Raw genomic sequence first — 25,474 nt, 5'->3', positions numbered from 1 at the left:
CCTGGGCAAACGATGGCTTACAGCGATAGTAGTTTAGGGAGCGCACCACGTGCGCTGCACGTAGGTCTGCGCAGCACGTAGTTCGCGTATTATCGCTACGATTGATCTGCGGCCCACACATTCGCAATTTATCTTTTTCGTGCATAGCAGTATTCTGCCCCACCAACTTTCAAGAGTAATCCCGCCCAGCTATTATCTCCGCGCGAAGCCACAACCACCATGAAGCCAGGTTGCGCAACACTTATTCACCATCAACTAATGATCCAAAAGACTCGTCTGGACGCATTCAGAATGTGAGAACGTTACATAGGAGCCACGCAATTAGGCTTCTCAGCTACTGTCTTCCACATATGAAAACAACACGACGGTTCTGGATCATAGAGCTATCCAATAAATAGAAGTTAATAATAGCTAAAAGCTCTTCGTTAGATCTCCCCGGCCCAGACCAACATCAGGACGGAGGTTATCAAGGGATCGATCTGAACCAAGAGACAGGCACCGCAAGGAAGCAAAGGCCAGTACAGGCGTCTAAAAAGGTACCTAGCGGTTGCACCCCGGATGAGGCCGCTAGCATGTACACAGCTCACAGTTTCAATCCATGGGAAAAATCGTTTTACCGGCCGATTGATGCTGCCATACGCTGGTGTGGGCTAATGGATCACGAGGCTCGAATTCTAGACAGCGCCTGGGATTGTCCAGGCTTGCTGTCGAAGCAATTTCCCCAATGGCCATGTCTGCATATCAACATGGGGAAAATTCTCGATGCCATACGAAACAACGAGATCCCTTATGGTTATTTCGGTGTGACGACTCGGCCAGGTAGCCCCGTCGACTACAGACTCGTAACTGTCAGGCATACGGATCTCAAATATTGGATGATTCACCATTATCCAGACCAATTCCCAGCATTTCTATTTGGAAGGAAGACGCCTGATGAGTCAAAAATAAGTATTGATACCTACCTGACGCTACGAGCTGATCGAGATGCTCTCGAAGTCAAGCTTAGGGCGATAGAGATCGCTCATGAGGCCCTTCTGGAGGAACTCAAGGCGATAGGCTTAGAAAGAGAACGCTTACACTCTCTAGTTGAGACACGAGGCGAGCTAAATGACCGTAGCGAGGCTGGATATCTGTGCGTCATCGGCGCTTTACTCGAAACCCTTCTTGGATCCTCACCAGGAGGAGTACCTAACTCGGTGTTCAAGTCGCAAGCCGCTATAGTTGACTCAATCACTGCGCACTTTGAAGGTGTTCTAGGATTGAGCAAGCGCTCCCTGGATAAAAAATTTGCTGCGGCAAGACGTAGCCTTTCTCGGAATTGAAGCATTGCATTGCAATCTTATCTATTGCAATGCAATGACACTCTCCCATCAGTGCTATTCAATTCAGGTCACTTCCCACTATGCGCCAACCCGCGCCAGGAGTGACCACTATGCCCAGCCAACCTTTCCCCATAGCTGAAGCGCCTCAATCCATTAACGAACGTCACATCATGCGGCGTGAAGAGGTGGAGCGGAGAACTGGCTTCAAACGTGCTCACATCTATAACCTAATGAAGGAAGGGCAATTTCCTAAAGCGAAACGTATTGGCATGCGTGCCGTCGGTTGGGACTCGCTGGAGATCGAGCAGTGGATTACTGAACGTTTGGCGCAGCAGGCCTGATGAGATGCGTGTGGTATCAGTGGTGTCCACCAAAGGTGGAGTAGGCAAAACCACAGTGGCAGCCAATCTCGGCGGTCTGCTGGCGGATGCGGGCTTACGCGTCCTGCTGCTCGATCTGGATAGCCAACCGACCCTCTCCAGCTATTACGCCTTGAATCACGAGGCTATCGCCGGTGCGTACGAACTCATCGCGCTCAACCAGACAGATCCTGAGCAGATAATCTCCATGACCGAGGTCGTCGGTCTCGATCTGATCCTCTCGAACGATGACCAAGGCCGACTGAGTACCTTGCTACTACACGCCCCGGACGGGCGATTACGGCTGCACAATTTGCTCGACCATTTCCGTACCCGTTATGACCTACTGTTGATCGACACCCAAGGCGCACGTAGCGTGCTACTGGAAACGGCTATCCTGGCCTCCGATCTTGCCCTTTCTCCCATTACACCGGAAATGCTCGCCGCCCGTGAACTGCGCCGTGGCACCTTGAAACTGCTCAACGAACTTGAGCCGTTCCGCCACCTGGGCATGCCACTACCCTCCTTGCGACTGCTACTGAACCAGGTGAACGCCATTAGGATTGACACGCGGATGATCATCAGCGGTCTGCGCGAGACCTTCGCTGGTTCTACCAACATCTCGGTGCTAGACACCGTAGTTCCAAACGCAGTGGCGTATCTCAATGCTGCCTCCCTCGGTCTGCCAGTCCACCGGATCGAAACGCGCCGGTCCCAAAAACGACGCTCGCCATCGGCACTGGAAACCATGCAAGCACTGGCCATCGAATTGTTCCCGGAATGGCACACAGCAATCTCTACTTTGACCAAGTGCACGGAGGCTCGATGAAATGAATCGCCAAGGCATAGTTCTCAATACGAAATTTTCGTCTGATCGACGTTGAGGCCAACTGTGTTTGGCAAGGAGTATTTTGATGTTGGACCAGCTTCCTATCATTGTTCAACCATCCATCCACCCCTGCCGCCCACCTAGCGAGGAGTACTACACAGTGGTCTTTCGTCTACAAGACGGGCGCTCAGCCATGGGCTGGTTTCTCGCGGAACTGTCTCGTTATTTCGAAGGCTCTTGCACTGCCGAAATCGTCAAGTTCGAGGTTGGTGACCATTTGCGCACCCGGCGTTAACTGAGGCTGCTCCAATGAAGAAGCTCACTCAGGAGGAAATCACAGAAAAACTGCACCAGGACCACTTCCCTCGCGGTCCAGAACTGGGGCGGTTGTCCGATCCACTCACTGATACGCCTATGCTGGTCACGCTGGAGCAGTTGCGGCCCTACGAACACAACCCGCGGTTCATCCGTAACCCACTTTATGACGATATCAAGGCATCAATCCGTGAACGCGGGCTGGATCAACCCCCGCCGATTACCCGCCGCCCGGGAGAAACCTATTTCATCATCCGCAACGGTGGTAATACGCGCCTGGCAATTCTCAGCGAGCTTTGGCAGGAAACCCGCGACGAGCGCTTCTTTCGCATTCATTGCCTGTTCCACCCCTGGAGCAATGAAGTCAGCACCCTGCTCGGTCATCTGGCCGAAAGCGATCTGCACGGCCAGCTCACCTTCATCGAACGTGCTCTGGCAGTAGCCAAACTCAAGACCATGCTCGAACCAGATGGAGCAACGCTCTCGCAACGCGAGCTGGCACGACGTCTTGCCGCTGGGGGCTACCCCATTTCACAGTCGCACATCAGCCGGATGCTCGACACCCTCGAACACCTGCTGCCCGCCATTCCACAAACCCTGTATGCCGGATTAGGTAAACCCAAAATTGAACGCCTGATCGGTCTGCGTAGCCAGGCTGAACGAACCTGGAATCGTTATCCAACCGACAACATTGCGTTCCCCAAGTTTTGGCTCGACACCTTGGGCCAATTTGATGCCGATCCCGAGTCCTTCGATCTTGAGCAAATCCAGGATGAACTGCTCGAACGCATGAGCCGCTTACTCGGACAGTCCTACCGCATGTTGGCCTTGGAGCTTAGCGCCACACAACGGCCCGGCATTGTCATCACGCCCTTAGAGACCAGCCACCCGCCGAGCGTTGATGAAGCCGCGGTAGGACCTCCCTCCTCCGAGTCCCGCCCCCCATCAGTTGAACCTAGATCCCGGACCGAAAAAGCGCGAGAGGAGCAGCTCACGCTGCCCGAAACGAATGTCGCATCAGAAGTCAGCCCTCCGTCACGTATCCAACAGATTCGCGAACAGATTGATCGCGCTACTGCCACCGAACCAGCACCGACCGTCGAAACCTGCACGATCGACGACATCTGGATCATCGCACCAGCACTGGATACCCCTGAACACTTGCGTTTAGCTATAGCCGGCCTGGCTCGGGAAATGGCGGCCTATGCCGGACAGCCCGAGTGCATCATCGACCAGAAGCAAGGCTTGGGCTTCGCCCTCAACATCGAGCAACTTGATCTTGCAGCGCCTCGTGCGGCCGGCGTTCACCTATTGCTCCTGGCCCTGCTGCGTGCCCAAGACGAAGTGAACTGGGAGGATCGCAAGCAATTACCCTCAGCTTTGTTTGGACAACTGCTATTAGGGGTTTATCAACTCCCGCTGACAGATCGCCCCGCCGTGAACATAGGTCTGGAGAGACTACCCGATGGTCTGTTAATCAAACTGTATCGCCTTATACGCCTAGCCCGACGTTTGATCGACTTAACGCTTCCCCCTGAAGGTGGCTCAACAAGGGAGGTGCCATGAACCTGTCCTTCAATGTCCTCAACCAGGCCATGCTGACCCAGGTCCTTCACGAGTTGCGCCTGGGTAATCTGCAGCGCTGCAAAGCACTCGGGTTGGATGAGGAAGACATCTACCTGTTGCAATCCCTACCGCCCACCACACTGTCACGTCTGGCCCACGCCACCGTCCCCTGGGTTGAGGTCAAGATTGATTCGCCGGTGCTGCATCGGTTGATCGACCAGGCCGAACGCGACGAACAGAACGAGCGCCTGATCAACCGAGCGCTCAAGCTCGGTGCCAGCAGTACCATCATGTATCAATGCTTCGGCTTGGCGCATTCGGAAACCGCCCTGCGCCGACGTCTGCTCAAGATAGAAACCCGTAAGGGGCGCCCCCAGAACTTAAGCGAAGCGCAGGAGCATGCACTCTGGCAGCGTTGGTGCCAACTACGCGCTCAGGAAGGTGCTGAGGATCAGCTCGACGCCATGATGATGTTGGCGGAGGAGCAACAGATCAGCTTGACCGTTGTTTGGCAACAGATCGATCAGTACAGCAACGGAACATGAACACTGCCCCCTTCAGTCGCTGGCAGCGTGTTCTGCAGCAATGCACCCAGCAGTTGAGTGAACGTTGGCCTGCACGTCCCACCACTGAACAACCCTCCAACCAGGCTCTACAGGCTGGCTTTCTGTTCAGTGGCCAATCACATGAAGTCGTGCCGCATCGCCTGCTGCTGGATAACCGGTTGACGCCATTGGAGCGTAACGCCTGGCAGGTTTTTCGACTCATGCTGCAAGGCCAGGGCATGGTTACACCGCGCTATGAGGATTTGCAGCCTTACCTGTCGAGCGTGCCCTATGGAGTATCGGCTTCCCGTGAAACCATCGCTCGCGTCTTGACGATACTCAGGCTGACCCGCTGGCTCAGCTTGGTGAGTCGTGGCCGCGATCAACTCAGCGGGCGCCTACAAGGCTCTCTGTATGTCCTGCACGATGAACCGCTAACTCCTGCCGAAGCCATGGAACTGGATCAAGACTACCTCGAGCTAGTCGGACACGCCCTCGATCACGCGACCAAGGCTGTGCGTATTGTCGCGCAGCACATTGTGGAAGAAATTCGCCGAGACAAAGATATCGATCAGGGGCGACTACCTACCCGAATTGAGAGCTGGGGCGAACATTGGACGCCGCAGGAATTGGATCAGGTAACCGATGAAGCGTTACACGATTCCGAACTGAGTGGCGATCACAGTGTACGGAATCGTGTGGGACTTCGTTCGGATTCCGAACCGGGCCTGAACGCCAATGTTTCCGGCGCAGTTCGGAAACCGAACGCCGCCTGTACTGTATTAAAAGAAAGTATTTGTACTGTACCGCGCGCAACCCCAGCGGTGGATAACCTGCACTGGCCCGATCCGCCGCACTTGAGCCCAAGCGAACGTCAGGCCGTCGCCATGGCGTTGAACAAGCTCAAACCAGCGGATCGGCAGGCGGTACTCAACGAAGCGGGCGCGCGATGTGCGGCCGGCGGTATCCGCAAGCCAGCGGCGTATCTTATGGGCCTTATTCAGCGGGCACTGAAAGGCGATTTTCGTCCTTGGGCAGGTCAGACTGAATCGTTACCCATTGCAGAGCCGCTCCCCGTTCCTTCACGCCGATCGAGAAAACAGGGCGAACCCGTCTCTGCCCTCGCCCAAGCGTGCCTGAATGAGTTGCGCCAGCTGCGTGGCAAACGCCCTGGACGTCAGTAGATTTGATGCCACTGGCATCAGTGCCGAGCGTCTTAGAAATTAGCCGTCTCGAACCAAACCGAACAGACCGCATTCAGCTTTTTGGCTGTCCTTGACCTTTATCTGTCGCAACGTTCCCGTCCAAGCAGATGCGAGGACAACACCGTGGCCGATCACTATCAGCTTAACCTGGGCTCATTGCGCAGCAGCATCACCCTGACACTGCACACCCACCACGCCGCCCGTATCTGGCAAGGACGAACCGCACGTGAAGGCGTCCATTCGATCATGGGCATGGCCGGCTACATCAGTGTCACCAACCTGATGAAACACACTGCGGCCCAGGACGACCCCTATGCCGATTGGGCCATCGTGCAACTCGAAGAAAAATTGACTCAGGCCAAAGCCGGGATGCTGGAACTGACCCAACAATTGGATCGGATCAGACAGGATCTGCCGACGCAGATCGACATGAGCGATAACCTCAATATCCACCCCGTCACCTTGCCCTTGTACATCGGCAGCCAACTGGGGTTCCTCGCCGTCTACCTGCTGACTGACTACGACACGCTGGTGCGCCACACCCTGCTTGCTCATCACACCGCCTTGATTGGTCGCAGAGACATGGAAGCCTGGATAGACGACGGTGCTCATCTGCTGCGCAGCCTGTTCGGCCAGGCGCAGCGTTATCGACTTGCAGGTGTCACACGCGATGATATGGCCGCAAACAATGCCCGCGCCCTAGCGGCCATGGAGAAGTTTGGATTGCCCCCCATGGACATCCTTGAAGGCCATCGCCGCTCCCAGTTCGCGCCACCGATCACTCGTCGTGGAGCTTTGGCAGCGGATGACGCTGATGCGTTGGTGGAGGACGTGGTAGTCCCATCTGCGGCAGAGGGTGGGGCGGAGGAAGAAGCATGAGTCCCGTGACACCGGCTCAACCATTGCCCCTTGAAGCATTGACACCGGATGCCTATCGACAACTCGAACACGCTGCCTCCCTAAAAGGCCTTTTAAAGCCATTTAAGGGTAAGGGGGAACTGGAACACCTGGCGCAGATGGCGAGGGAAATCGAGGCGCAGTTATGTCACCTGATGGAGACTGTGGTGCAGCAGGCCGGACAACCTCCTTACTCACTACTGGATATTCGACTGGTACTGCAGAACACCAGTGCTGGCAGTACCTTTTTGCGTTGGCGCACCCGTGACTTCACTCGTATGGGGGTTGTGGTCTGGGAACGCCAGGTCTCCAACAAGACCTTGCCGCAAGCCATACGCGAAGGATTGCACCGTTTCGAATGCGACCGCATTGCACTGAACTTGCAGATGAGCGTGGTGCATTCGCTCTACCGCCAGGCATCGACCTGCGCGATCAAAATGGCCAGTGCCGAAAGGCTACTGCGCCAGCTCACAACCGCAGTGGGGGTATCAGGATGAGTACTTTTTTTGTCGGCGAAGGCAACATTGGCAGTACGCCAGAGTTCCAGGAATTTTCCTCAGGCAATGACGAGCCACGGCGTTTGCTACGGCTGAATGTGTACTTTGACAACCCCGTGCCACGCGAGGGTAGCTATGAAGATCGAGGCGGCTATTGGGCGCCAGTTGAGCTCTGGCACCGCGAGGCTGAACACTGGAGTACGCTGTACCAGAAAGGTATGCGTGTGTTGGTCGAAGGCCGGACAGTGCGCGATGAGTGGGAGGACGCCGAAGATAACGCCCGGGTGACCTTCAAAATCGAAGCCCGTCGAGTCGGCATCCTGCCTCATCGCGTGCAGAACGTGGTCATGCGGGAACGATCCAGTGAACAGACGACGGCTGCAAAACAGGTCGAGCAAAGTGCAGAGCGGACCAACAATCAGAGTTCGTCAGCGACCTCAAAACCCAGAAAACGTAAAGAGTAATTGGTCAATAAATGATGTAACTAGGTATGTAATTGCGCCCCTGCGCGATACAACAGTACGAGGTACCATTGCCCCATCGACATCATGCAATGGATACGCACTGTGGGACTGCTTGCCTATAGGTTGGATGGGACACCCGTTGTCTCGGTATTCCTAACGGACGAAGAATGGAAAACCGAAGCACTGAACAAATCCCGGGATCTCTTCATGCCCGAGACCAAAAGCCGAGCGGTGCTCAAGGTCTCACGGCTTGGGCATCGTTTCTTTTCCCACAAGCCAGGTGAGCGCAAACTCAGTCAAACAGGCGGCGAAAGCGATGATCATGTCATGCTTAAAATTAAAACGCTTTTTGCTGCCACAGCCGCGGGTTGGTCTGCACTTCCTGAGCAGTCAGGGGTAACAGCTTCCGGCAAATTCTATCGGGCTGACGTTCTTTGTACTCATCCGAATGGCAAGACCAAGGTGGCTGTCGAAATACAACGATCAACACAGCGTGATGTCGACTACGAGGAGCGTCAGAGAGTCTACGTGGAAGCAGGTATTCGCTGTATCTGGATCGACATTTCCAAGAAAGCGTATCGTCATCACATCAGCAAGCCAACCAAAGCACTTCCTCGATTTGAGTGCAAGCGTCAGTCTCCCGACAGTACTGGCACCTACCTCGTATCCATCGAAAAGCAAGACATCGACTTCCCTGAATTTATTCAAGGAGCACTCACGGGAAAACTCAGATTCATTGAGCACGAAGTGAATACCTCCCTTCACCACATCAGAATCCATCGAAAGCGGTGCTGGAGCTGCAAAATTCACATCTGTTTACTAGACCCGGAATTTACTGAGGATCTAGTACGGCAGATGCCGAAAATCGTCTCCACGATCCATCGCAAGACCACGCACATTCAAGATATGTGCAGGATCAAGCTGATTCACTTCAAAAAAAGAGGAGTCAAAGAGCACGTCTCGTGCTGCCCACACTGTGGTATTGCGCAATCCTATTCTGAACTGGACCACAGGTTTGAATTGGCTGATCACGTGGCGTTTCTCGCCATTGCCCGACCTACCGGTCTTTTACCCAGAAGGTTCTGGTCTTGGGAGACTCACCCGAAACTTGAAATGCTTCCGGTCCCAGGAGCCGCATTTCTTATCACAGGAGAGCCTGACGACGACTCCGCATTGCTTGAGATCCTGCGCGAAAACCTTAAAGGGTGCCATTGGTAAAATCTGTACTTATTGATGACTGCAGACCTGGCAGTTTTCCGGTTCTTGGCTTCCCGTCAAAATTAATATGGGTAACTTAGCAATCCGGTTTCCCATATCTCGCCATTGCTGTTTCCAACAACGCTGCTCCGAACTCAATCCGGAGCAGTTCTATGCGCCTCTTTCTTTGCGAGAAACCTTCCCAAGGTCGTGACATAGCCAAGGTTCTCGGAGCCAACCGGCGCAGTGATGGCTGCCTGATCGGCCCCGAAATAACCGTTACCTGGTGTGTCGGCCACCTGCTTGAGGCCGCCCCACCCGAAGCCTATGGCGAGCATCTCAAATCCTGGTCACTGGACCACCTACCGATCATTCCCAAGCAATGGCAGGTCGAGGTCAAGCCCAAGACAGCGGCACAGTTCAACGTCATCAAACGTCTGCTCAGCGAAGCTCGCACCGTTGTCATCGCCACCGATGCCGATCGAGAAGGCGAAATGATTGCCCGCGAGCTACTGGAACTCTGCAATTACCGAGGCCCCGTTCAACGCCTCTGGTTGTCGGCACTCAATGAGGCGTCGATTCGCAAGGCATTGTCCTCGCTCAAGTCTGGTCAGGAGACTTTTCCACTCTACCACTCAGCCCTCGCCCGCAGCCGGGCTGACTGGCTGATCGGCATGAACCTCAGTCGTTTGTTCACCCTTCTCGGACGGCGGGCGGGCTACGAGGGCGTATTGTCCGTTGGACGCGTACAGACACCCACATTGCGTCTGGTAGTCGATCGAGATCGTGCAATTGCCAGCTTCGTCTCCGAGCCCTACTGGGAAGTGGATGTGCACCTGTCCTCAATGGGACAACCATTCATCGCGTCGTGGTTACCACCCAGCTCAGGGAGTGACGAGGCCGGCCGTTGCCTAGAGCAGGCGCTTGCCAGTCAGACCGTCGAAGCGATCTTCAGCAGTAAAACCGCCACAGTACTCTCGCTGCAGACTGAGCATTTCCGCGAAGCGCCACCCCTACCCTTCGACCTGAGCACACTGCAAGAAGTCTGTTCACGCAAGCTGGGGCTTGGCGTTCAAGAAACCCTGAACATAGCCCAAGCCCTATATGAAACGCACAAAGCCACCAGCTATCCGCGCAGCGATTGCCGCTATTTGCCAGAGAGTATGTTTAACGAGGTACCCACAGTTTTCGATGCCCTGCTCAAAACGGATCCCGCACTACGGCCTGGGCTCCGAAGCCTCGATCAATCATTGCACTCCCGCGTTTGGAACGATGCCAAGGTCACCGCGCACCACGCCATTATCCCCACCAGCGAGCCGGCGAACCTTGCGCGGATGTCCGAACAAGAACGCCAAGTCTACGAACTGATTCGCAGCCACTACCTTGTGCAGTTTCTTCCACATCATGAGTTTGATCGGACCCACGTAGAACTGGAGTGTGGTGAAGAACGACTGACCGCCGTTGGCAAACAGATCCTGGTTCAGGGTTGGAAAGGTTTGCTCTACGAAAACACCGAGGAGGATGAATCCCATCAAAAAGCCCAAGTTTTACCGGTCTTGCAACAGGGTACTCAGTGCGCCGTAGACCACGTCGAACTCAAGCCCATGCGCACCGCAGCTCCCAAATCGCTCACCGAGGGAGATCTGATCAAGGCCATGAAAAACGTGGCCAAGCTGGTCAACGACCCACGCCTGAAACAGAAACTTCGGGACACCACCGGTATCGGTACCGAAGCCACACGAGCCGGCATCATCAAGGGATTGATTGATCGTGGTTATTTGCTAAAGAAAAAACGCGCTTTAATAGCCTCGGCGGCGGCCCATACCCTGATCGAGTCGGTACCCGTTGCAGTCACTGATCCGGGTATGACCGCGATCTGGGAGCAGGCTCTGGACGAAATCGAAGCGGGACGTCTGAGCCTGGATGCGTTCGTCGCCAAGCAAGTGAATTGGATAGCGCAGTTGGTCGCAAGCTGCGGCTCACTTACTTTAGCCATGCCTATCGAAGCCGGTCCGGTCTGCCCCATTTGCGATGCCTCAATGCTCAGGCGTAAGGGAAAATCAGGGCCGTTCTGGTCATGCTCGCACTATCCGGACTGTAAGGGCACTGTGCCCATCAGAAAAGATACGCGTCGCCCGTGACGCGCCATTGGAGATCAATATGAGTGTTGGGGCGATGTAAGGGTCAGTGCATCATTAACGGCGGCTGATCCCTCTCCAACTCACTTAGTGGTTGTCCAATTTCACGGGCCAAGGCGAGACCTGTCGCAATCCATATCTGCCCCAGTTCGTTGAACGCTTCCAGGTGAGCAGGATCTTCATTGAGCCAATGGACAAGGCTGTCGAAATGCTCGGGATTCTCAGGGCAATCATGAATCTTGATGAACAGCTCCAGTGTTCGCTCCCAGATCCGATCCATAACATCCTTGCTCTCCTCTTCCATGCTCAACCAATCCTCAGCTTGTCCTTATCAGACCGTTCATTCTCACTGGCCATCTTGGAGTCTGACCCTGGAGGAACAGAACCCTCGTCGCATTACACAGCTATTTCAGCCAATATAGCAACCTAACAAGTCGATACACAACCTTTAAGGATGTTCATGTCAACGGGTCTTTGCTCAACCATTCGGGTTGAACTGGAGAACTCATCACTTGGCACATAAACATCCGACCCAAGCCCAAATCGGGCGCATGATCGCTAAGCACCGAACCCAGCGTAATCTGACCCAGGAAGAGGTGGCTGAACGCCTGGGTATTGGCAGTGAAGCCATCTCGCGCCTGGAGCGAGGCGTGGTGGAGCTCTCCGTGGTCAAGCTGATGCAGTTAGCAGATATTTTCGACTGCCGGATGGATGAACTGCTGACGGAGTCGAGCAATCGCCCCAATGACCAAGGCCAGATGATCGCGGGTTTGCTGCGTGGACTGAAAGAAAACGACCGTGCCTTTATCCTGGCTACTGTCGAACAACTGGCTGCTCATCTCGCCAACAAATGAGCTTATGCGCTGGTATTCGATATTCGGGCCTTTGAGGGGAGGCTCTCTGCCTTGACGTCATCTCCCCTCTCTGCTGTAGTGCCTCAGGATCATCGCCAACGGCGACCCAAGACCGATTCGCTCCGGGTAGCTCGGTCGAACTCCTTGAGTTCGGAGCCTTCTCTTCTGCGGAATTTTTCATTCCCGTTTTGTGCTCGGCCTGATCGTGGTAGCGGATGACCACTGTTGCCTCCAAGACAACAGTGGTCATCCGCTTCGGCAATCATATTCAGTCCCGGAGCCCGCCGGGGAATCACTGGGCACCCTTTGTGCGCGGATGCGTGCCAGCGTGTTCCGACCCAGGCCACGACAAGGGTCGGTTGGCGGGTCATGGCGCAGTTAAATCAAGTTTTGCGAGGAGCTTGTCGACTGCGTCAGACCACCTAAGGTGGCTTTTCTATTCCTCGCCTGGCCCCCAGCCAGGCCCACTCTTCACTTTCTTCAGTCCAGTAATTTCCACTGTATTCTGGCCATAAAAAACCGGCTTGCGGCATCTTGACGCTCCCCTATGACAGGCTTATACAAAGGGTGTGGTTCGCTGTCGTTGACAGCCCAGCCCAGGTAGCTTGAACCTTCAAGGCTACGCCACGCTTGTGGTGGTTTACCCAAGTGCGATCAGCGTTCGGAGGCTCGCACGATTGCCGCTTCAGCGGTGATGAATGCCTACTACCCCAAGTCCGCAGACCGCTGCTGCGGATTCTCTTTTGCTGCACCGCCATTCCCACGGTGCATTGTTCTGTTTGTCATTGGCTTGCCGGTGGCGTGTGGTCATCGCTTGCCTTCACCTTACCCACCCTGACGGGGCTCACTTCCCCGTCAGGGGTCGTGCGTCGCCGTTTTCCCCTGAAAGGAGAACCACCATGGCCCACGCCAACCAATCCCAAGAAGCGACCTCTTACTTCAATCTGCACACCATCGGTATCGGCTACCTGAACCGTGTTCGTGAAGTACAAGTCCGCCGTGGCCAGCCGTTCATGGCCTGCGATATCGCCGCCCTGCACGGTGCCACAGATGCGGTCGAGTACACTCGCTTCGACTGCAAAGTCGCTGGAGGCGAAGCTGAACGCTTGATTCGTCTCTATATGGACGCCGTCAAAGCCGAGAAAAAGGTCTTGCTGTCGTTCCGTATCGGCGACCTGTGGATCGACCCATTTCTCTATGAGAAAGGCGATAAACAAGGCCAACCGGGCGCTAGCCTGAAAGGTCGTCTGCTGTACATCGACTGGATCAAGGTCAACGGCACGTTCGAATACAAAGCGCCTGCCAGGCAGGAGGCAACAGCACCTGCTGAGCAAGCGCCAAGCAGTGAGCCATCCCCAACGTCGGCTGATGCCGAAGCTGAGGATACCGACAACCCAACAGAATCCAGGATTGAACCTGAATCTCCACTCACTCCCCGCACGGCCCGCCGTGTCGCCACACGTACTGTTCAGTCCGCCTGAACAATCCACGATGTTTACATCAAGGCGCTCAATCAAGCGCCTTTTCTTCAATCAGCACAGGGGAACCAACATGGAGTCCTTCTGGCTTTGCGACGACTGCCTGTTCGCTGCGGCTTACGAGGACTACAGCACGTTATCGCTCTACTACACGAAGGATGAGATCGAGAAACGCATCGCCAGTCTCCCTCATGGGCTGGTTCGGCTAATGCCCATTAGTGCCGACTTCGATCCCGAAACAGGCTGTGGAATAAGAACCTTCTCCCCATTGCCCTGCGACGGTTGTGACTTACACCTGCACGGACAACGCCACCGATTCACTCGGCTGTAAACAGCGCGTCATCGGGCAATGCCCGTGACTCGATATCCACCTCGGGGGACACCACTCCCCTCGAGGGTGTACCCCGGATTGTTCCCTCGGAGGTACCCCATGAGCACCCAACTTACCCTGATTGAAACCTCAGCTGTCGAGGCTGACCGTATCGCCCAGGAAAACAAGCTGATCGACGAAGCGTTGCACATTCTGGATCGTCGGCTGTTCACCTGCGGCCCCAACCTGACATCACCTGACGCCGTGGCCTCATATCTGAAACTTCATCTTGCGCAACAAGAGCATGAAGTCTTCGGTGTGATTTTTCTCGATGCCCGCCATCGCGCCCTGGCATTCGAAATCCTCTTTCACGGCAGCATCGATGGCGCCAGTGTTTACCCCCGCCAAGTCGTCAAGCGCTCCCTAGCACATAACGCAGCAGCTGCCATTGTCGTTCACAACCACCCCTCTGGTTGCACGGAACCCAGCCTGGCAGATCGCGCCTTGACCGCACGGTTGAAAGAGGCCTTGGACTTGATCGAAGTGCGCTTATTGGATCACTTCATCGTAGGCGAAGGCCGTCCTCTCTCCCTCGCCGAGCATGGCTGGCTTTAACCCTCAATAGGCGTCTTCGGACGCCTTGTTCATTTCCTTCTGGAGAACCCAATTCATGAACCCTTCACCCCAACTCCCAGCTCTGCTGGAAACCTCAAACCCATTTGCTCGCGGCTACGACAACTTGCATATCGAACGACTGCTACAGATCACCTACGCAAATGACTGCCCTCCCTGCTTTCGCTCCGTAGACGACGCACAATCCCATCTGCCCGACGATGCGTTAGAACAGTTTCCCTGCGTGTTCAATGATGACTTCGCTCTGATCAGCGAGGGTCAGCCCATTCCGGATGAATTGGATGAACGCTTCCAGTCAACCGGGCTGGTGCGGCAAGTGATCTATGCCGTGACGGGCGAGATGCTCAACGAGCGACATCACGTCGGTGACCTGTACTCCCTGGAAGAAGCCCAAGCCACGATCCATCGTTTGAGCTTCGAAACGGGCCACTACAGTCGAGCCTGGGAGATCAGTACCACACACCTCACTGACGAAGCACTGCGCTACTTGGAAAGCCGGGTTGGCAATTTCGACTCCAAGCCAACCGGACTGCTGTTTGAACCTTTTGCCCTGCCAGACTGCAATGGCGTCGGGTGTAAGCTGATCGGCACGCCCTGGACCGACGATAACTTGGTGAAGATCGAGGGCGCTCCTTACTCGTCGCTTAGGCAAGATCAGCTCGACGCCGGTACGCCGGAGGCCTTGGTCAACGTGCTGTATCTGGCGGCATTGGCGGATGTGCGATTGTTGATCTTTGACCCCGACGCTAGCGTTTTGGATGGGCTAGCCATTTATGACGAAATAGCAACGCGTTCAACTTAAACACGACCCGTCTTGAATCAACTTACTCACTGAATCGCTCCTTCACCTCATGTCAAGTTCTGCACTGAATCTGACATGAGGTTTTTTCCATGGAGCGTTTTTTCACGCCTGTCTGCCTGCTGGGTTTGTTGAGCGCCTGCACGGCGCAGATCCCTAATACATTGCCGACCCATCCGGAGGTCGACAGTGGCTCCAATCGGGTCCAGCGCTCGAAGGACGCAGTTGAAGAAAGCCCTCGGGCAGAACTCCGCTATGGCCGCTATACGCTGGTTAGCACCGAGCCCACGACAGAGCAACGTGATCTTCTGGCTCAAATCATTGACGTGAGCATTCCGTCCAACCTAAATCCCTCGGTACAGGAGGCGATGCACTACGTGCTGCAGCGCTCAGGCTATTCGCTCTGCCCTGCTGCCGAACCAGTAAAGATACTGTTTACCCGGCCTCTGCCCGCCGCCCATTACCGGCTCGGCCCGATTTCATTAAGCAACGCTCTACAAGTACTGGCTGGCCCCGCCTGGCAACTCACGATCGATGAGGTCAGCCGTTCGGTCTGCTTCGAACGGCAAAAAAATGATGCTGCCGTCGTGCGGGTCGCACCCAGCGTGCCCCATCAGCCGGAGGCACGCCCATGAAAGCCTCGACGTTTCAAACCCTCATTGTCGGCTCACTTTGCCTGGCGGTCTCCGGGCTGAGTGGTGGTTTGTATAACCAGTATCAACGCGTGACCGAGCTGGAAAATGCGAACGCCCAACGCGTACAGACCCTGGATACCCTGCAACGTGATTCAAGCACCCTCTTGGATGCACAGGAGAAGCTGCAGTACGCACTGAAAGACCTGAAGCAGATGGTCGATTCCGGTGAGCAACAGACCAATACCCTCGATCCGATGTTGGATCAATGGGCGCAGGAGATACAGGAATTGCGCGATGGTCTGGCAGCCCGTGCTACCGAAGTCGACATGATCGCGCTACGCGCACGACTTGAGCACGTCGAGCAGCAACTCCTGGACCTCAAGAGCCAGCCACCACTCCCACCACCGACGCCTTCCACGGCCAAGCCGAAAAAAACCGCTCAGCCCAAGCCTGCCCCGCTCCTGCCGCCATTTTCAGTGCTGAGCATCGAGTACCGCGGTGGCGAGCGCTTTCTGGCCGTCTCACCTCCTGATAGTCGCTCGCTCGACGATATCCGGTTGCTGCACAACGGCGAGCAGCTCGGCACATGGCAGTTGAAAGTGCTGGAGCCGAACGCGGCCGTCTTCGCTGTGGCCGCTCAGCCAGACCAGACCGTGCAACTCCCTTGAGACACGATCATGAACAGAGCGCTACTGCCCGCCGTCGTCTGTCTCGTTTCTCTATTGACCACAATCGCAGCGATGGCCAATCCCGTCCCGACACAGTCACGGGCTCAGAACACACAGTCCGCGCCCCTGGGACGTTCTGACTCCGAACAGGCGACAAATTGGGGTCTGACGGAGCAAGAGTGGACGCGCTTCGAAAAGATTCAAGCCGGCCCGCGCGGATTCTGGAGTCCGAACCTCGATCCGCTGACTGCGCTCGGCGTCGAGGCGGAGACCGTCCAAGAGCGTCAGCGCTATGCGGAGTTGCAGGTAGCGCTGGAAGCCAAACGCGCCGAACGCGAGTTGGCCTACCAAAACGCTTACACCGCGGCCTGGGCCAAGCTGTTCCCCGGGCTGCTGCCGATCCAGGGTATGGCATCCCCGTCCCCTGCCAACTCATCGGTCGCACCGCGACAGGCCCTGTTTGTAGAGGACAACTGCGCGGCGTGCAACGCCCAAGCGAAACTTCTGCAAAGCAGCGACATGGCTTTCGATATCTACCTAGTGGGCAGCCAGGGCGAGGATGAACGCGTCCGTAGCTGGGCTCGTCAAGCAGGCATCGATCCAGCCAACGTTCAGCGTCGGCAGATTACCTTGAACCATGACCGTGGTCGCTGGTTCAGCCTGGGTGCCCCAGGACCACTGCCCGCCACGCTTCAGCAGGTGAATGGACAATGGCAACGCCTCGATTGAGCGGTATTGCACTCATGCTGACGGTGCTCGCCGTCCAGGCTGATGAACTTCCGCCCCCTGCGTACCAATTGGCAGCGCATAACGCGGACATTCCTTCCATGGTGTTACTCGCAATTGCTCTGCAGGAGAGTGGGATCCACGTCCGTGGTCGGCTGCTGCCCTGGCCCTGGACACTGAATATCGCAGGAACACCCTACCGCTTCGCCACTCGGCAGGCAGCCTGTCACGCTTTACTTCAGACGCTCGCCCGGCAGGAGGCCAAGCGGGTGGATGTCGGACTTGGGCAAACCAACCTAGGTTATCACGGACAACGTTTTTCCAGTCCCTGCGAAGCCCTTGACCCCTATCAGAATCTCGCCGTGACCGCCGCGCTATTGCGGGAGCATCACGCCGTTACCGGCGATTGGGTGTCAGCTGCGGGACGCTATCACCGCCCGGCGGGAGGAATGCCGGCCGCACGTTACCGCGAGGGTTTCTCTCGGCAACTCGAACGTCTGCAGGTTTCTTTCAGGCAGGGCACATCACCATGAAACGAATACCTCTTACCCACTATTTCCTCCTGTTTTTAGCACCTTTCGCTCAGCCGGAACTGACCGTTGCCGGAGACCAACCTAGCGGCTTCGTCCGGCCCCAATTTCAGGTTTCCGGGTCGACAACAAATAGCAACATCCAGCCTTCTCGAGCCATGCATGCGGACCTGTCCGCGTTTGCCGATGAAGCATGGATACTGCCCGTCCGCAGCTCTCACTTGAGCCCCGGCCAAATCACGTCTCGCGCCCTGAACATGCCGGGCTTACGGCCATTTTTCCTGGTGGGTGAGGATCCCCAATCGTTGGCTTGGTTGCGTCAACGTGCGGCTGAACTGCAGGAAATGGGTGCGGCTGGCCTCGCCGTGGAAGTAACCGATACTGAAGCCCTGGCCCGGATTCGAGCAGCTGCTCCGGGCATCACTATCATGCCGGTCAACGGCAACGACATTGCCACCCGTTTGCAGATTGAGCACTACCCCGTCCTGATCACCGCCACTTCACTGGAACAGTGAGCCCAAGTCATGGCCGAGCATGCGATGGAGTCCAAGCTCCGGCCAGCGGTGGAGCTGTACACCGTAGCGATCTGCGTCGCCTCTGTGGTGTTGTGCCTGTACTCGCCCTGGGCTGTGGCGCTGTCACCCGAGATCGGGCGGGTAGCGGCGCTGGCCTATACCCTGTTCGGCCTTATCCGGCTGCGGCAAGCCTGGGAGGTGTTGCGGTATAGGCGCAATATCCGTCGGTTGCCCCGCTACGAACTGACCAGCCGACAGATCCCGGTCAGCCGCAAGCGTCTGTTCATGGGCCGCGGCTTTCTCTGGACCCGCCTGCATACCCAACGCTTGGTCGAGGCGCAGGATCCGGCTGTCGCGCATTATATCGACCAACCGCCCCGTTACCGCATGGCTCGTGGACTCGAACGTCGACTGGAACATGCACCGTTTCCACTCTCTACATTGGCGCGTGTCACGGCCTGGGACAGCGCTTTCAACCCGTTGCGCCCGCTACCACCGGTCGGTGGCTCGCCGCTGTTACATGGGGTCGAGCCCGATGAAACTGAAGTCGGTCTGCCGCTGGGTGAACGGGTCGGACACACCTTGGTGCTCGGCACTACTCGTGTTGGCAAGACGCGACTCGCCGAGGTGTACATCACCCAGGACATTCACCGCATCGAACATGAGGTAGTCATCGTTTTCGATCCTAAGGGCGATGCCGACCTGCTCAAACGCATGTACGTCGAAGCCAAACGCGCCGGTCGGGAAAAAGAATTCTATGTTTTCCATCTAGGCTGGCCGGAGATCTCCGCACGCTACAACGCCGTGGGACGTTTCGGACGCATCTCGGAAGTGGCGTCACGCATCGCCGGGCAGCTCAGTGGTGAAGGCAATTCTGCAGCTTTTCGTGAGTTCGCCTGGCGTTTCGTCAACATCATCGCCCGGGCACTGATCGAGCTGGGCCGACGTCCGGACTACCTGCAAATCCAGCGACATGTGGTCAACATCGACGTGCTGTTCATCGAATACGCCCAGCAGTTTTTCGCCAAAACCGATCCGAAAGCGTGGGAAGTGATCGTCCAGCTTGAAGGCAAGCTCACCGAGAAGAACATTCCCAGGCACATGGTGGGACGCGAAAAGCGGGTGGTGGCCATCGAGCAATACCTGGCGGCAAAACGGGTGTTTGATCCGGTAATGGACGGATTACGTTCGGCGGTGCGTTATGACCGCACCTACTTCGACAAAATTGTTGCCTCGCTGCTACCGCTGCTGGAGAAACTTACCACCGGTAAGACCGCTCAGCTACTGGCTCCCAACTACACCGATTTAGATGACCCGCGGCCAATCTTCGATTGGATGCAGATCATCCGAAAACGCGGCATCGTCTACGTTGGTCTGGATGCGCTGACCGATGCAGAGGTCGCCGCTGCTGTGGGCAACTCCATGTTCACCGATTTGGTCTCAGTCGCAGGCCAAATCTACAAACATGGCGTTGACCATGGCCTACCCCAATCGGGCAGCACCGGCGGCAAGCTGCCGATCAACCTGCACGCTGATGAATTTAACGAGTTGATGGGCAATGAGTTCATCCCGCTGATCAACAAGGGCGGCGGAGCGGGTATCCAGGTAACGGCTTATACCCAAACCCTTAGCGATATCGAGGCGCGCATTGGCAATCGGGCCAAAGCCGGTCAAGTGATTGGCAACTTCAACACCCTGCAGATGCTCCGAGTGCGCGAAACCGCCACCGCGGAGTTACTCACCAAACAATTGCCTACGGTGAATGTACTGACAAAAACGCTGGTATCCGGTGCCACCGACACCTCCGATCCTGAGGCCAACACCGACTTCACTTCGTCCTCCCAAGATCGCATCAGCAGCACCAGTGTGCCGCTGATCGAGCCCGCTCATATCGTCAGTTTACCCAAGGGGCAAATGTTCTCCTTCCAGGCTGGCGGGCAGCTCTGGAAGGTCTGTATGCCGCTGCCTAAGCCCTCCAACGAAGATGCTATGCCCAAGGACCTGCAGGAGCTTACTCAGCGGATGCGGGCCACTTACAACGAACAAGCGGGCCAATGGTGGAGCGCCAGTGGTGGCGGCCCAACCACAAACTTCGATCTGGATCAGGCAGGGTAGTACGTCCCCGCACAGGTTTCGATTCAGCATACAACGATCCCAGAAGGCCTCGAGCCGATATCATCCTGCAGCGCGCAATGGAGCGGACAATGGCGACTTCCACTCAGAACACGCCGCCACAACCGATACAGCGCCCGGGATTGATCATCTCGGCGATCGGCTTGGTCCTCCGCATCATCGGTTTATTGCTCGCCTCATTGCTGTTCTCGATCCTGATCGAGTTCGCCGGCCTACTGTTTTTCTGGGGTGATCAGGGATGGCGGCATAGTCAGGCCATGCTAACCAGTGAACTGAGTTGGCTCAGCGAGCACTTCAAATATTCACTCATCATTCAACAACCCGGACAGACGATTGTCCAGTGGCTGGACTTCCTCAATCAGTGGCTGTTGGTCAAGACTGGCTTTGGGGATTTTGCCCGGCAGGCGCGGGTGTCGAGCCAGGGCAACGGCTTCTGGAGCTGGGCCAATCAGGTCTACGTGAGCATCGAAGATTTCGTGCTGGCCGCGGTCTACGTTACCTTCACCTTTGTGGTGCGGCTGATAATTCTGGTCCTAGCCTTGCCGCTGTTCTTGCTGAGTATGTTCGATGGCTTTGTCGATGGTTTGATACGCCGCGACCTTCGCAAATTTGGCGCGGGGCGAGAAAGCAGCTTCGTCTACCACCGCGCTAAGCGAGCTGTATTACCACTGCTGCTCGTACCCTGGATTATTTACCTATCCCTACCATTTTCGCTCAATCCCATGGCGGTTTTTTTGCCTTGCGCGGTGTTGCTCGGAGTAACGACAGCTATCACCGCAGCGACGTTCAAAAAATATATTTAAGTGCAACACAAGTGCTGATTTTTTATTTCAGTCGATATGATGACACGCGTGCTTGACGGCCGCAGCCCTCCTAGCTAAGCGTACCGCACATCTTGCGAGGCCACGACCTGATTGACCCCGTAACCGGTTCGAGCATCGGATGTGCTGATCAAGCGCTCGACGGCCTTTGCCAGATCAGGATTTACCGTTGCACTCTGGCTATCCCTGAAGTAGCGCATCACCGCCCCCGCCACGACATCCGCTATCTGCAGGCCAATGCCTTCGTGCGACTGCGCAAACGTGAAAGTAGCCATCTCTTCGAAAATAAAGTCCGAGTGTGGAGTGTATGGAACCTGGTTTTGGTCCTTCTGGGCTTCCACAGTCGCTTTCCCCAGACGCAGGATATCCTCGAGTTCCAACTGCTGATCGTGAACGATGTGGACACCTTGCAGATTCCGTCTGAAGTAGAGATTCAGGCGCGCGTAGATGTTGGCAAACGAGGTCAGATTGGGAAGCATCCAAACACGCTTGCTGCGCTTGTTGTGATCAGGTGGCGGAAGGAACTGGAGAAATGCGTCAGGATCCTGCTCCTTAAGTTCCAGATACTCGTTACGGGCATCTTCCACCATCATGACTACGCCCCGGGCAATATCTTTCTTCCCTGGGATGTCCAGAAGGCGCACGCCCAGATCCTGAAGCAATGAGAGAGACTGCAGCAGGTGCGCCTCAGAAGGCTCTAGGCAGGCTTGGACAAATGCGTCGAGCACCTGATCCGGAGCTTCAGCGTTCAGAAAGTCCGCAACAGTATTCCTAAGGAAGGTCATGGGTGCGCCTTCGGGGAACCCCATGCAAGATGGTAGCAACTGAAAACTCGTGATGTGCACGCAGATGAAATAGCGTTTATCCACGAGCTCGACGAACAGAGGCGCACCGATAGACTCCAGGTAGTCTATAACCTCCAAAACAAATTTGGGCTTGGCCATCAGAGACTTGGACTTAAGCTCACCAGGTGAAATCCTGTGCAATGCGCGCAGCTCTTCGATTCGAGTGACAACTGCCGACTCGTCACTCACCCCCACCGCAGCCAGTACGAAGTACGGTTGCCCTTTGAAGTCGAAGCCGTCACCGCTGTTGACTATGTCACCGCTATGACCACTCTCGTCGAGGTAGAACGTCATGCTCAAGGTTGGTCTCCCCACATTGTAAAATGTCTCCAGGCCCTGCCACATCATGCGCGTGCCAGGATACGGCCCAGGGGACTATTGATTGCCGTGAAGGCGTCGATGACGCCATCCAGGACAAAGTCGAGCGCACGACCATAACCTTGATGCAATGTAGCCGTGTCGAAGTCTTGATCCTGCAACCTCTCGATCTTGCTCACGGCGTCATGGGCATCGGCAATGCGAAGATCGTAGGTGACGAACAGCATTGCAATGTCGCTGTTTTTCGCATTCCAGCCTTCTGGCTCATCCTTGCTTTTTAGTGCGTCCGACGCCTCGCAATTTTCGTCGAACCTGATCAGGATGTTCAGTAAGCACTGCAGAAGCTTTAGCTTCCCCAAAGTGGCGATCAACTTTCTCGGGACACCCATAGCTTCCAGAAGCTGTTTGAGAAAACCGTCGGGCAGCTTCTGCCAAATTTCATGGATGGATTTGCATCGAGCGAGAAAGGCCTGCTGGGTCATGTCCAAGGGCGCGAACTGAGCGAGTTTTGCAACCTGCGGATAATGTAACCAGCCATCGGCTGCAACTTCTTCCCGTGAGAACCCGAGCAGTTCAACAGCCGGTTTTTCGATGCCCAGCGCGGTCCCAAGCCGAGAAAGGTTTTCTCCCAAGGACAGCATTTGCGTGAGGAACCGATCAACTTTGGAAACGATGTGTTCTTCAGTCAGGTCGCACTGTTTCACGATCGCAGGATCCAGGGCGTGGACATGAGCATGCAATGTTTCCCGCTCCGGGACGCCTTTGTACAGATCCCGTAAATCCACCTCGATTAGGTTTCGCCCGATTCGCCGGCACCCAGTGAAAGACCACTGCCCAAGATAAGATGGACTGCAATACCAGCCACCATGCGCGTCTACAGGTGTGCTTCCGTACAAGCTGTTTTGTTCATAGCGTTCGAGAAATCTGTCGTCGAGATAGACCGTCGTATCATTCCTCATGATGTCATTGGCACTAGCGTGCGTAACCTTTCCAGCAACACCTGGCCAAGTCAGCCCATCAGCTGTCTGCTGAGGGCAGAGGTTGCAGGAGACTGCCACTACTGTCGCCCATACCTGGAGCAGTAAACCGTTCTCTGTTTCCCGAAGATCGCCATCAAGCCAGCTCCCCGGCTCGCCAAGAGAATGAAAACGTTCCCCGTTCATCAGCTTGCGCAGTTGTGGGCTGTCTGCGAGCGTCGCCTGATAGAAGAAATGGCGAACGCCGCGTCCCCCCCTCAACCACAGATACTTGCGCAGGTACTCGTTTGACATGAACCAATTAACATCCCGGGACGGCTTGAAGTGGTATTGCAGCGAAACCTCACCTTCAGCGACTCCGAACTCTGGAAGGCTCAAATCGTCGTAAACCAAACGCTGATGCTCATTGCCAATGCATCGTGGCGTTAAACCCAACGCCATCCATACCTTCTCGGCCAAGGTGTATGTGAAGAACAAGCTGCTGCCCCAGGAGGCAACGATGTAGTCATACCCGCTCATATTCGGTGTGAAGTCTTTCACGCTCCCTTTCTCACTTAGAGTCGGAACTCCGTGCGCCACCACACCCTGACTATGTAGAACGGGTATCGCGTTACCGTCATCGGGAACGACAGCCATCAACATATGAACCGTCTCGCGGTTCGACTCTGAGCGTTCGGTTTCCGTGAAACTACTCACCTCGACTCTCTGCAACGGATCAGTTCCCACTGGCTCTAGCAGTGAGCGCAACCGCTGCGGTAGCAGGTCGGTCGGAATAGGAAATCTTCCCACGTAATCAAACATCAGTCCTTCTCCTTGAGTGTCGCAAACAGCCTATCAGTCCACTCCCCGAAAAAGCGACTGATCACACCTCAAGTTTCTTAATGAACAATTCGACCTCTGACTTGATTCTTCTCCCAGATCAACATGGGCCAGCATCATGCCAACTACCGTCTTTCGCTGTTTACTACTCTCGCTGGCTATCGTCGATGGCAGCAGCTACGCCGCATCTGCTCATGAGCAGGATCAGCTCAGCCTCGTCCAGCAGCAACTCAACATTATCGAACGCCTTGCGACACGTACTGAGACAGCCAACAGGTCTGAACCCGACGAGCGCTATCGCTTCGACTATCCCCGCCTGATTCGGGACATCCAACGCATCCGTCATGGTGTGCAGGGCTACCTTTCCCCCTCTCGCGCTCAACCCCGCGATCCCACTGAACTGATCGGCGCTTACCGCGTTGACACTCCGCCTGCGGAGCCTTTGCCATGAGCATGACTAACGCGCAGAGCTCAGCGTTCCAAAATGCCTCCGGCGTCTCGGCACAGAGCAGTTCGACACTGTGGCTGTCACTGGTTCTCGTCCTGGCTTTGCTTTGGTGTGCATGGGTGATCTGGACGGCTTACCGGGGATGGGCGGCCGGCAGTGTGCGCTTCGGCGCGTTTGGCGGCAGTACTGCCCGTGTCCTGCTCACCTTGCTGGTTTTGATGTTTTTTACCCTGTCCTAATCCAGGAGATCGCCATTATGCTCAAGTGCCTTGCCCCCCTCAAAAACAATCTGCGAGACCGTGCGAGCCAACGCTTGATCGGCTTGCTGCTGGTACTCGGTCCAAGCCTGGCTTTTGCTGAACTCCCGACCATGGAAGCACCTTCGCGCGGCGAAGGCTCCGGGTTGATCGAGACGATCAAAAACTACGCCTACGACGGCGGCATCCTGCTCGGTCTGCTGATCGCTCTGCTCGCTTTTCTCGGTGTGGCCTGGCACTCGCTGACCGTTTATGCCGACGTGCAAAACCAGCGCAAGACCTGGAAGGACCTCGGCGCCGTGGTCGGCATCGGCGCCCTGCTGGTGGTGATCATCATTTGGTTCTTAACCAAGGCTGCCGCGATTCTGTGAGGT

30 protein-coding genes are annotated in these 25,474 nt (G+C 55.8%); 27 read left to right on the top strand and 3 right to left on the bottom strand.

The window, feature by feature from the left end:
- Window positions 1-572: 572 nt before the first annotated feature.
- The 12 genes from J4E53_RS06030 (at window position 573) to J4E53_RS05980 (ending at window position 11,337) form a co-directional block, all read left to right on the top strand.
- The gene (locus tag J4E53_RS06030) at window positions 573-1,322 is read left to right on the top strand and encodes a hypothetical protein (RefSeq protein ID WP_081015297.1); all 750 of its coding nucleotides are present in this window, start codon (window positions 573-575) and stop codon (window positions 1,320-1,322) included.
- A 110-nt stretch (window positions 1,323-1,432) separates the two neighbouring features.
- Window positions 1,433-1,663, top strand: a complete 231-nt coding sequence (locus J4E53_RS06025; protein WP_060738044.1) for an AlpA family transcriptional regulator — start codon at window positions 1,433-1,435, stop codon at window positions 1,661-1,663.
- 4 nt (window positions 1,664-1,667) lie between these two features.
- Window positions 1,668-2,510, top strand: coding sequence for a ParA family protein (locus J4E53_RS06020; RefSeq protein WP_060738045.1), 843 nt, complete (start codon window positions 1,668-1,670; stop codon window positions 2,508-2,510).
- Between the two features lie 85 nt (window positions 2,511-2,595).
- On the top strand, window positions 2,596-2,805 hold the full coding sequence (locus J4E53_RS30890; RefSeq protein WP_060738046.1) for a hypothetical protein: 210 nt from the start codon (window positions 2,596-2,598) through the stop codon (window positions 2,803-2,805).
- A 14-nt stretch (window positions 2,806-2,819) separates the two neighbouring features.
- Window positions 2,820-4,391 carry a ParB family protein gene (locus tag J4E53_RS06015; RefSeq protein WP_060738047.1) on the top strand — a complete coding sequence of 524 codons (1,572 nt, stop codon included), beginning with the start codon at window positions 2,820-2,822 and terminating at the stop codon, window positions 4,389-4,391.
- Complete coding sequence (locus tag J4E53_RS06010; RefSeq protein WP_060738048.1) at window positions 4,388-4,936, top strand: DUF2857 domain-containing protein; 549 nt, start codon at window positions 4,388-4,390, stop codon at window positions 4,934-4,936. Before J4E53_RS06015 ends, J4E53_RS06010 begins: the two co-directional genes overlap by 4 nt.
- A complete protein-coding gene (locus J4E53_RS06005; RefSeq protein WP_060738049.1) occupies window positions 4,933-6,120 on the top strand; it encodes an STY4528 family pathogenicity island replication protein in 1,188 nt (395 codons plus the stop codon). Before J4E53_RS06010 ends, J4E53_RS06005 begins: the two co-directional genes overlap by 4 nt.
- A gap of 144 nt (window positions 6,121-6,264) precedes the next feature.
- Window positions 6,265-7,020, top strand: a complete 756-nt coding sequence (locus tag J4E53_RS06000; protein WP_060738050.1) for a PFL_4669 family integrating conjugative element protein — start codon at window positions 6,265-6,267, stop codon at window positions 7,018-7,020.
- Window positions 7,017-7,535, top strand: coding sequence for a DUF3158 family protein (locus J4E53_RS05995; RefSeq protein ID WP_060738051.1), 519 nt, complete (start codon window positions 7,017-7,019; stop codon window positions 7,533-7,535). Before J4E53_RS06000 ends, J4E53_RS05995 begins: the two co-directional genes overlap by 4 nt.
- Window positions 7,532-7,999: a single-stranded DNA-binding protein gene (locus J4E53_RS05990; RefSeq protein WP_081015298.1), complete on the top strand. Its 468-nt coding sequence runs from the start codon at window positions 7,532-7,534 to the stop codon at window positions 7,997-7,999. Before J4E53_RS05995 ends, J4E53_RS05990 begins: the two co-directional genes overlap by 4 nt.
- Window positions 8,000-8,206: 207 nt before the next feature.
- On the top strand, window positions 8,207-9,217 hold the full coding sequence (locus J4E53_RS05985) for a hypothetical protein (RefSeq protein WP_146042600.1): 1,011 nt from the start codon (window positions 8,207-8,209) through the stop codon (window positions 9,215-9,217).
- Window positions 9,218-9,369: 152 nt separating this feature from the next.
- Window positions 9,370-11,337 carry a DNA topoisomerase III gene (locus tag J4E53_RS05980; RefSeq protein ID WP_060738054.1) on the top strand — a complete coding sequence of 656 codons (1,968 nt, stop codon included), beginning with the start codon at window positions 9,370-9,372 and terminating at the stop codon, window positions 11,335-11,337.
- A 43-nt stretch (window positions 11,338-11,380) separates the two neighbouring features.
- On the opposite strand, the gene J4E53_RS05975 is transcribed toward J4E53_RS05980, so the two are convergent.
- A complete protein-coding gene (locus J4E53_RS05975; RefSeq protein ID WP_060738055.1) occupies window positions 11,381-11,638 on the bottom strand; it encodes a hypothetical protein in 258 nt (85 codons plus the stop codon).
- A gap of 208 nt (window positions 11,639-11,846) precedes the next feature.
- On the opposite strand from J4E53_RS05975, the gene J4E53_RS05970 reads away from it, so the two are divergent.
- From J4E53_RS05970 to J4E53_RS05920, 12 genes are all read left to right on the top strand, one after another.
- The gene (locus tag J4E53_RS05970; RefSeq protein WP_060738056.1) at window positions 11,847-12,188 is read left to right on the top strand and encodes a helix-turn-helix domain-containing protein; all 342 of its coding nucleotides are present in this window, start codon (window positions 11,847-11,849) and stop codon (window positions 12,186-12,188) included.
- Window positions 12,189-13,087: 899 nt separating this feature from the next.
- A complete protein-coding gene (locus J4E53_RS05965; RefSeq protein WP_060738057.1) occupies window positions 13,088-13,669 on the top strand; it encodes an STY4534 family ICE replication protein in 582 nt (193 codons plus the stop codon).
- A 70-nt stretch (window positions 13,670-13,739) separates the two neighbouring features.
- Window positions 13,740-13,997: a hypothetical protein gene (locus J4E53_RS30715; protein WP_060743037.1), complete on the top strand. Its 258-nt coding sequence runs from the start codon at window positions 13,740-13,742 to the stop codon at window positions 13,995-13,997.
- A 99-nt stretch (window positions 13,998-14,096) separates the two neighbouring features.
- Window positions 14,097-14,591 carry a RadC family protein gene (radC, locus tag J4E53_RS05960; RefSeq protein WP_103308197.1) on the top strand — a complete coding sequence of 165 codons (495 nt, stop codon included), beginning with the start codon at window positions 14,097-14,099 and terminating at the stop codon, window positions 14,589-14,591.
- A 55-nt stretch (window positions 14,592-14,646) separates the two neighbouring features.
- Window positions 14,647-15,411, top strand: a complete 765-nt coding sequence (locus tag J4E53_RS05955) for a hypothetical protein (protein ID WP_060738058.1) — start codon at window positions 14,647-14,649, stop codon at window positions 15,409-15,411.
- A gap of 89 nt (window positions 15,412-15,500) precedes the next feature.
- A complete protein-coding gene (locus J4E53_RS05950) occupies window positions 15,501-16,043 on the top strand; it encodes a PilL N-terminal domain-containing protein (protein WP_060738059.1) in 543 nt (180 codons plus the stop codon).
- Window positions 16,040-16,711, top strand: a complete 672-nt coding sequence (locus tag J4E53_RS05945) for a hypothetical protein (protein WP_060738060.1) — start codon at window positions 16,040-16,042, stop codon at window positions 16,709-16,711. Before J4E53_RS05950 ends, J4E53_RS05945 begins: the two co-directional genes overlap by 4 nt.
- 9 nt (window positions 16,712-16,720) lie before the next feature.
- The gene (locus J4E53_RS05940; protein ID WP_060738061.1) at window positions 16,721-17,440 is read left to right on the top strand and encodes a TIGR03759 family integrating conjugative element protein; all 720 of its coding nucleotides are present in this window, start codon (window positions 16,721-16,723) and stop codon (window positions 17,438-17,440) included.
- A complete protein-coding gene (locus tag J4E53_RS05935; protein WP_060738062.1) occupies window positions 17,422-17,970 on the top strand; it encodes a hypothetical protein in 549 nt (182 codons plus the stop codon). The genes J4E53_RS05940 and J4E53_RS05935 overlap by 19 nt, the downstream gene beginning before the upstream one ends.
- The gene (locus J4E53_RS05930) at window positions 17,967-18,482 is read left to right on the top strand and encodes an integrating conjugative element protein (RefSeq protein WP_060738063.1); all 516 of its coding nucleotides are present in this window, start codon (window positions 17,967-17,969) and stop codon (window positions 18,480-18,482) included. The genes J4E53_RS05935 and J4E53_RS05930 overlap by 4 nt, the downstream gene beginning before the upstream one ends.
- 9 nt (window positions 18,483-18,491) lie before the next feature.
- Window positions 18,492-20,597, top strand: coding sequence for a type IV conjugative transfer system coupling protein TraD (traD, locus tag J4E53_RS05925; RefSeq protein WP_103308196.1), 2,106 nt, complete (start codon window positions 18,492-18,494; stop codon window positions 20,595-20,597).
- 89 nt (window positions 20,598-20,686) lie between these two features.
- A complete protein-coding gene (locus J4E53_RS05920; RefSeq protein WP_103308195.1) occupies window positions 20,687-21,418 on the top strand; it encodes a TIGR03747 family integrating conjugative element membrane protein in 732 nt (243 codons plus the stop codon).
- A 74-nt stretch (window positions 21,419-21,492) separates the two neighbouring features.
- Here J4E53_RS05920 and J4E53_RS05915 read toward each other — a convergent pair whose 3' ends face one another.
- Window positions 21,493-22,575: a DUF3800 domain-containing protein gene (locus tag J4E53_RS05915; RefSeq protein ID WP_256587138.1), complete on the bottom strand. Its 1,083-nt coding sequence runs from the start codon at window positions 22,573-22,575 to the stop codon at window positions 21,493-21,495.
- Between the two features lie 50 nt (window positions 22,576-22,625).
- On the bottom strand, window positions 22,626-24,377 hold the full coding sequence (locus J4E53_RS05910) for a hypothetical protein (protein WP_103308193.1): 1,752 nt from the start codon (window positions 24,375-24,377) through the stop codon (window positions 22,626-22,628).
- Between the two features lie 136 nt (window positions 24,378-24,513).
- Here J4E53_RS05910 and J4E53_RS05905 point away from each other — a divergent pair, with 136 nt between their 5' ends.
- Genes J4E53_RS05905 through J4E53_RS05895 form a run of 3 tightly spaced genes read left to right on the top strand, consistent with a single transcriptional unit; the run spans window position 24,514 to window position 25,471 of the window.
- Window positions 24,514-24,846 carry an RAQPRD family integrative conjugative element protein gene (locus J4E53_RS05905; RefSeq protein ID WP_081015299.1) on the top strand — a complete coding sequence of 111 codons (333 nt, stop codon included), beginning with the start codon at window positions 24,514-24,516 and terminating at the stop codon, window positions 24,844-24,846.
- On the top strand, window positions 24,843-25,082 hold the full coding sequence (locus J4E53_RS05900; RefSeq protein WP_060738068.1) for a TIGR03758 family integrating conjugative element protein: 240 nt from the start codon (window positions 24,843-24,845) through the stop codon (window positions 25,080-25,082). Before J4E53_RS05905 ends, J4E53_RS05900 begins: the two co-directional genes overlap by 4 nt.
- Window positions 25,083-25,099: 17 nt before the next feature.
- Window positions 25,100-25,471: a TIGR03745 family integrating conjugative element membrane protein gene (locus tag J4E53_RS05895; protein ID WP_060738069.1), complete on the top strand. Its 372-nt coding sequence runs from the start codon at window positions 25,100-25,102 to the stop codon at window positions 25,469-25,471.
- The last annotated feature ends 3 nt before the right edge of the window (window positions 25,472-25,474 follow it).

The sequence above is a fragment of the Pseudomonas sp. FW305-28 genome (genome assembly GCF_017351395.1).
Taxonomy (GTDB): domain Bacteria; phylum Pseudomonadota; class Gammaproteobacteria; order Pseudomonadales; family Pseudomonadaceae; genus Aquipseudomonas; species Aquipseudomonas fluorescens_AA.
Note: the sequence above shows the minus strand (reverse complement) of the source record. Positions and strands in the feature narration are given on the sequence as shown.

Bases quoted from the DNA above. Each gene is read 5' to 3' on its own strand.
- J4E53_RS06030 (WP_081015297.1), top strand. From the start codon at position 573: ATGTACACAGCTCACAGTTTCAATCCATGGGAAAAATCGTTTTACCGG.
- J4E53_RS06025 (WP_060738044.1), top strand. From the start codon at position 1,433: ATGCCCAGCCAACCTTTCCCCATAGCTGAAGCGCCTCAATCCATTAAC.
- J4E53_RS06020 (WP_060738045.1), top strand. From the start codon at position 1,668: ATGCGTGTGGTATCAGTGGTGTCCACCAAAGGTGGAGTAGGCAAAACC.
- J4E53_RS30890 (WP_060738046.1), top strand. From the start codon at position 2,596: ATGTTGGACCAGCTTCCTATCATTGTTCAACCATCCATCCACCCCTGC.
- J4E53_RS06015 (WP_060738047.1), top strand. From the start codon at position 2,820: ATGAAGAAGCTCACTCAGGAGGAAATCACAGAAAAACTGCACCAGGAC.
- J4E53_RS06010 (WP_060738048.1), top strand. From the start codon at position 4,388: ATGAACCTGTCCTTCAATGTCCTCAACCAGGCCATGCTGACCCAGGTC.
- J4E53_RS06005 (WP_060738049.1), top strand. From the start codon at position 4,933: ATGAACACTGCCCCCTTCAGTCGCTGGCAGCGTGTTCTGCAGCAATGC.
- J4E53_RS05995 (WP_060738051.1), top strand. From the start codon at position 7,017: ATGAGTCCCGTGACACCGGCTCAACCATTGCCCCTTGAAGCATTGACA.
- J4E53_RS05990 (WP_081015298.1), top strand. From the start codon at position 7,532: ATGAGTACTTTTTTTGTCGGCGAAGGCAACATTGGCAGTACGCCAGAG.
- J4E53_RS05985 (WP_146042600.1), top strand. From the start codon at position 8,207: ATGCCCGAGACCAAAAGCCGAGCGGTGCTCAAGGTCTCACGGCTTGGG.
- J4E53_RS05980 (WP_060738054.1), top strand. From the start codon at position 9,370: ATGCGCCTCTTTCTTTGCGAGAAACCTTCCCAAGGTCGTGACATAGCC.
- J4E53_RS05975 (WP_060738055.1), bottom strand. From the start codon at position 11,638: ATGGAAGAGGAGAGCAAGGATGTTATGGATCGGATCTGGGAGCGAACA.
- J4E53_RS05965 (WP_060738057.1), top strand. From the start codon at position 13,088: ATGGCCCACGCCAACCAATCCCAAGAAGCGACCTCTTACTTCAATCTG.
- J4E53_RS30715 (WP_060743037.1), top strand. From the start codon at position 13,740: ATGGAGTCCTTCTGGCTTTGCGACGACTGCCTGTTCGCTGCGGCTTAC.
- radC (WP_103308197.1), top strand. From the start codon at position 14,097: ATGAGCACCCAACTTACCCTGATTGAAACCTCAGCTGTCGAGGCTGAC.
- J4E53_RS05955 (WP_060738058.1), top strand. From the start codon at position 14,647: ATGAACCCTTCACCCCAACTCCCAGCTCTGCTGGAAACCTCAAACCCA.
- J4E53_RS05950 (WP_060738059.1), top strand. From the start codon at position 15,501: ATGGAGCGTTTTTTCACGCCTGTCTGCCTGCTGGGTTTGTTGAGCGCC.
- J4E53_RS05945 (WP_060738060.1), top strand. From the start codon at position 16,040: ATGAAAGCCTCGACGTTTCAAACCCTCATTGTCGGCTCACTTTGCCTG.
- J4E53_RS05940 (WP_060738061.1), top strand. From the start codon at position 16,721: ATGAACAGAGCGCTACTGCCCGCCGTCGTCTGTCTCGTTTCTCTATTG.
- J4E53_RS05935 (WP_060738062.1), top strand. From the start codon at position 17,422: ATGGCAACGCCTCGATTGAGCGGTATTGCACTCATGCTGACGGTGCTC.
- J4E53_RS05930 (WP_060738063.1), top strand. From the start codon at position 17,967: ATGAAACGAATACCTCTTACCCACTATTTCCTCCTGTTTTTAGCACCT.
- traD (WP_103308196.1), top strand. From the start codon at position 18,492: ATGGCCGAGCATGCGATGGAGTCCAAGCTCCGGCCAGCGGTGGAGCTG.
- J4E53_RS05920 (WP_103308195.1), top strand. From the start codon at position 20,687: ATGGCGACTTCCACTCAGAACACGCCGCCACAACCGATACAGCGCCCG.
- J4E53_RS05915 (WP_256587138.1), bottom strand. From the start codon at position 22,575: ATGACGTTCTACCTCGACGAGAGTGGTCATAGCGGTGACATAGTCAAC.
- J4E53_RS05910 (WP_103308193.1), bottom strand. From the start codon at position 24,377: ATGTTTGATTACGTGGGAAGATTTCCTATTCCGACCGACCTGCTACCG.
- J4E53_RS05905 (WP_081015299.1), top strand. From the start codon at position 24,514: ATGCCAACTACCGTCTTTCGCTGTTTACTACTCTCGCTGGCTATCGTC.
- J4E53_RS05900 (WP_060738068.1), top strand. From the start codon at position 24,843: ATGAGCATGACTAACGCGCAGAGCTCAGCGTTCCAAAATGCCTCCGGC.
- J4E53_RS05895 (WP_060738069.1), top strand. From the start codon at position 25,100: ATGCTCAAGTGCCTTGCCCCCCTCAAAAACAATCTGCGAGACCGTGCG.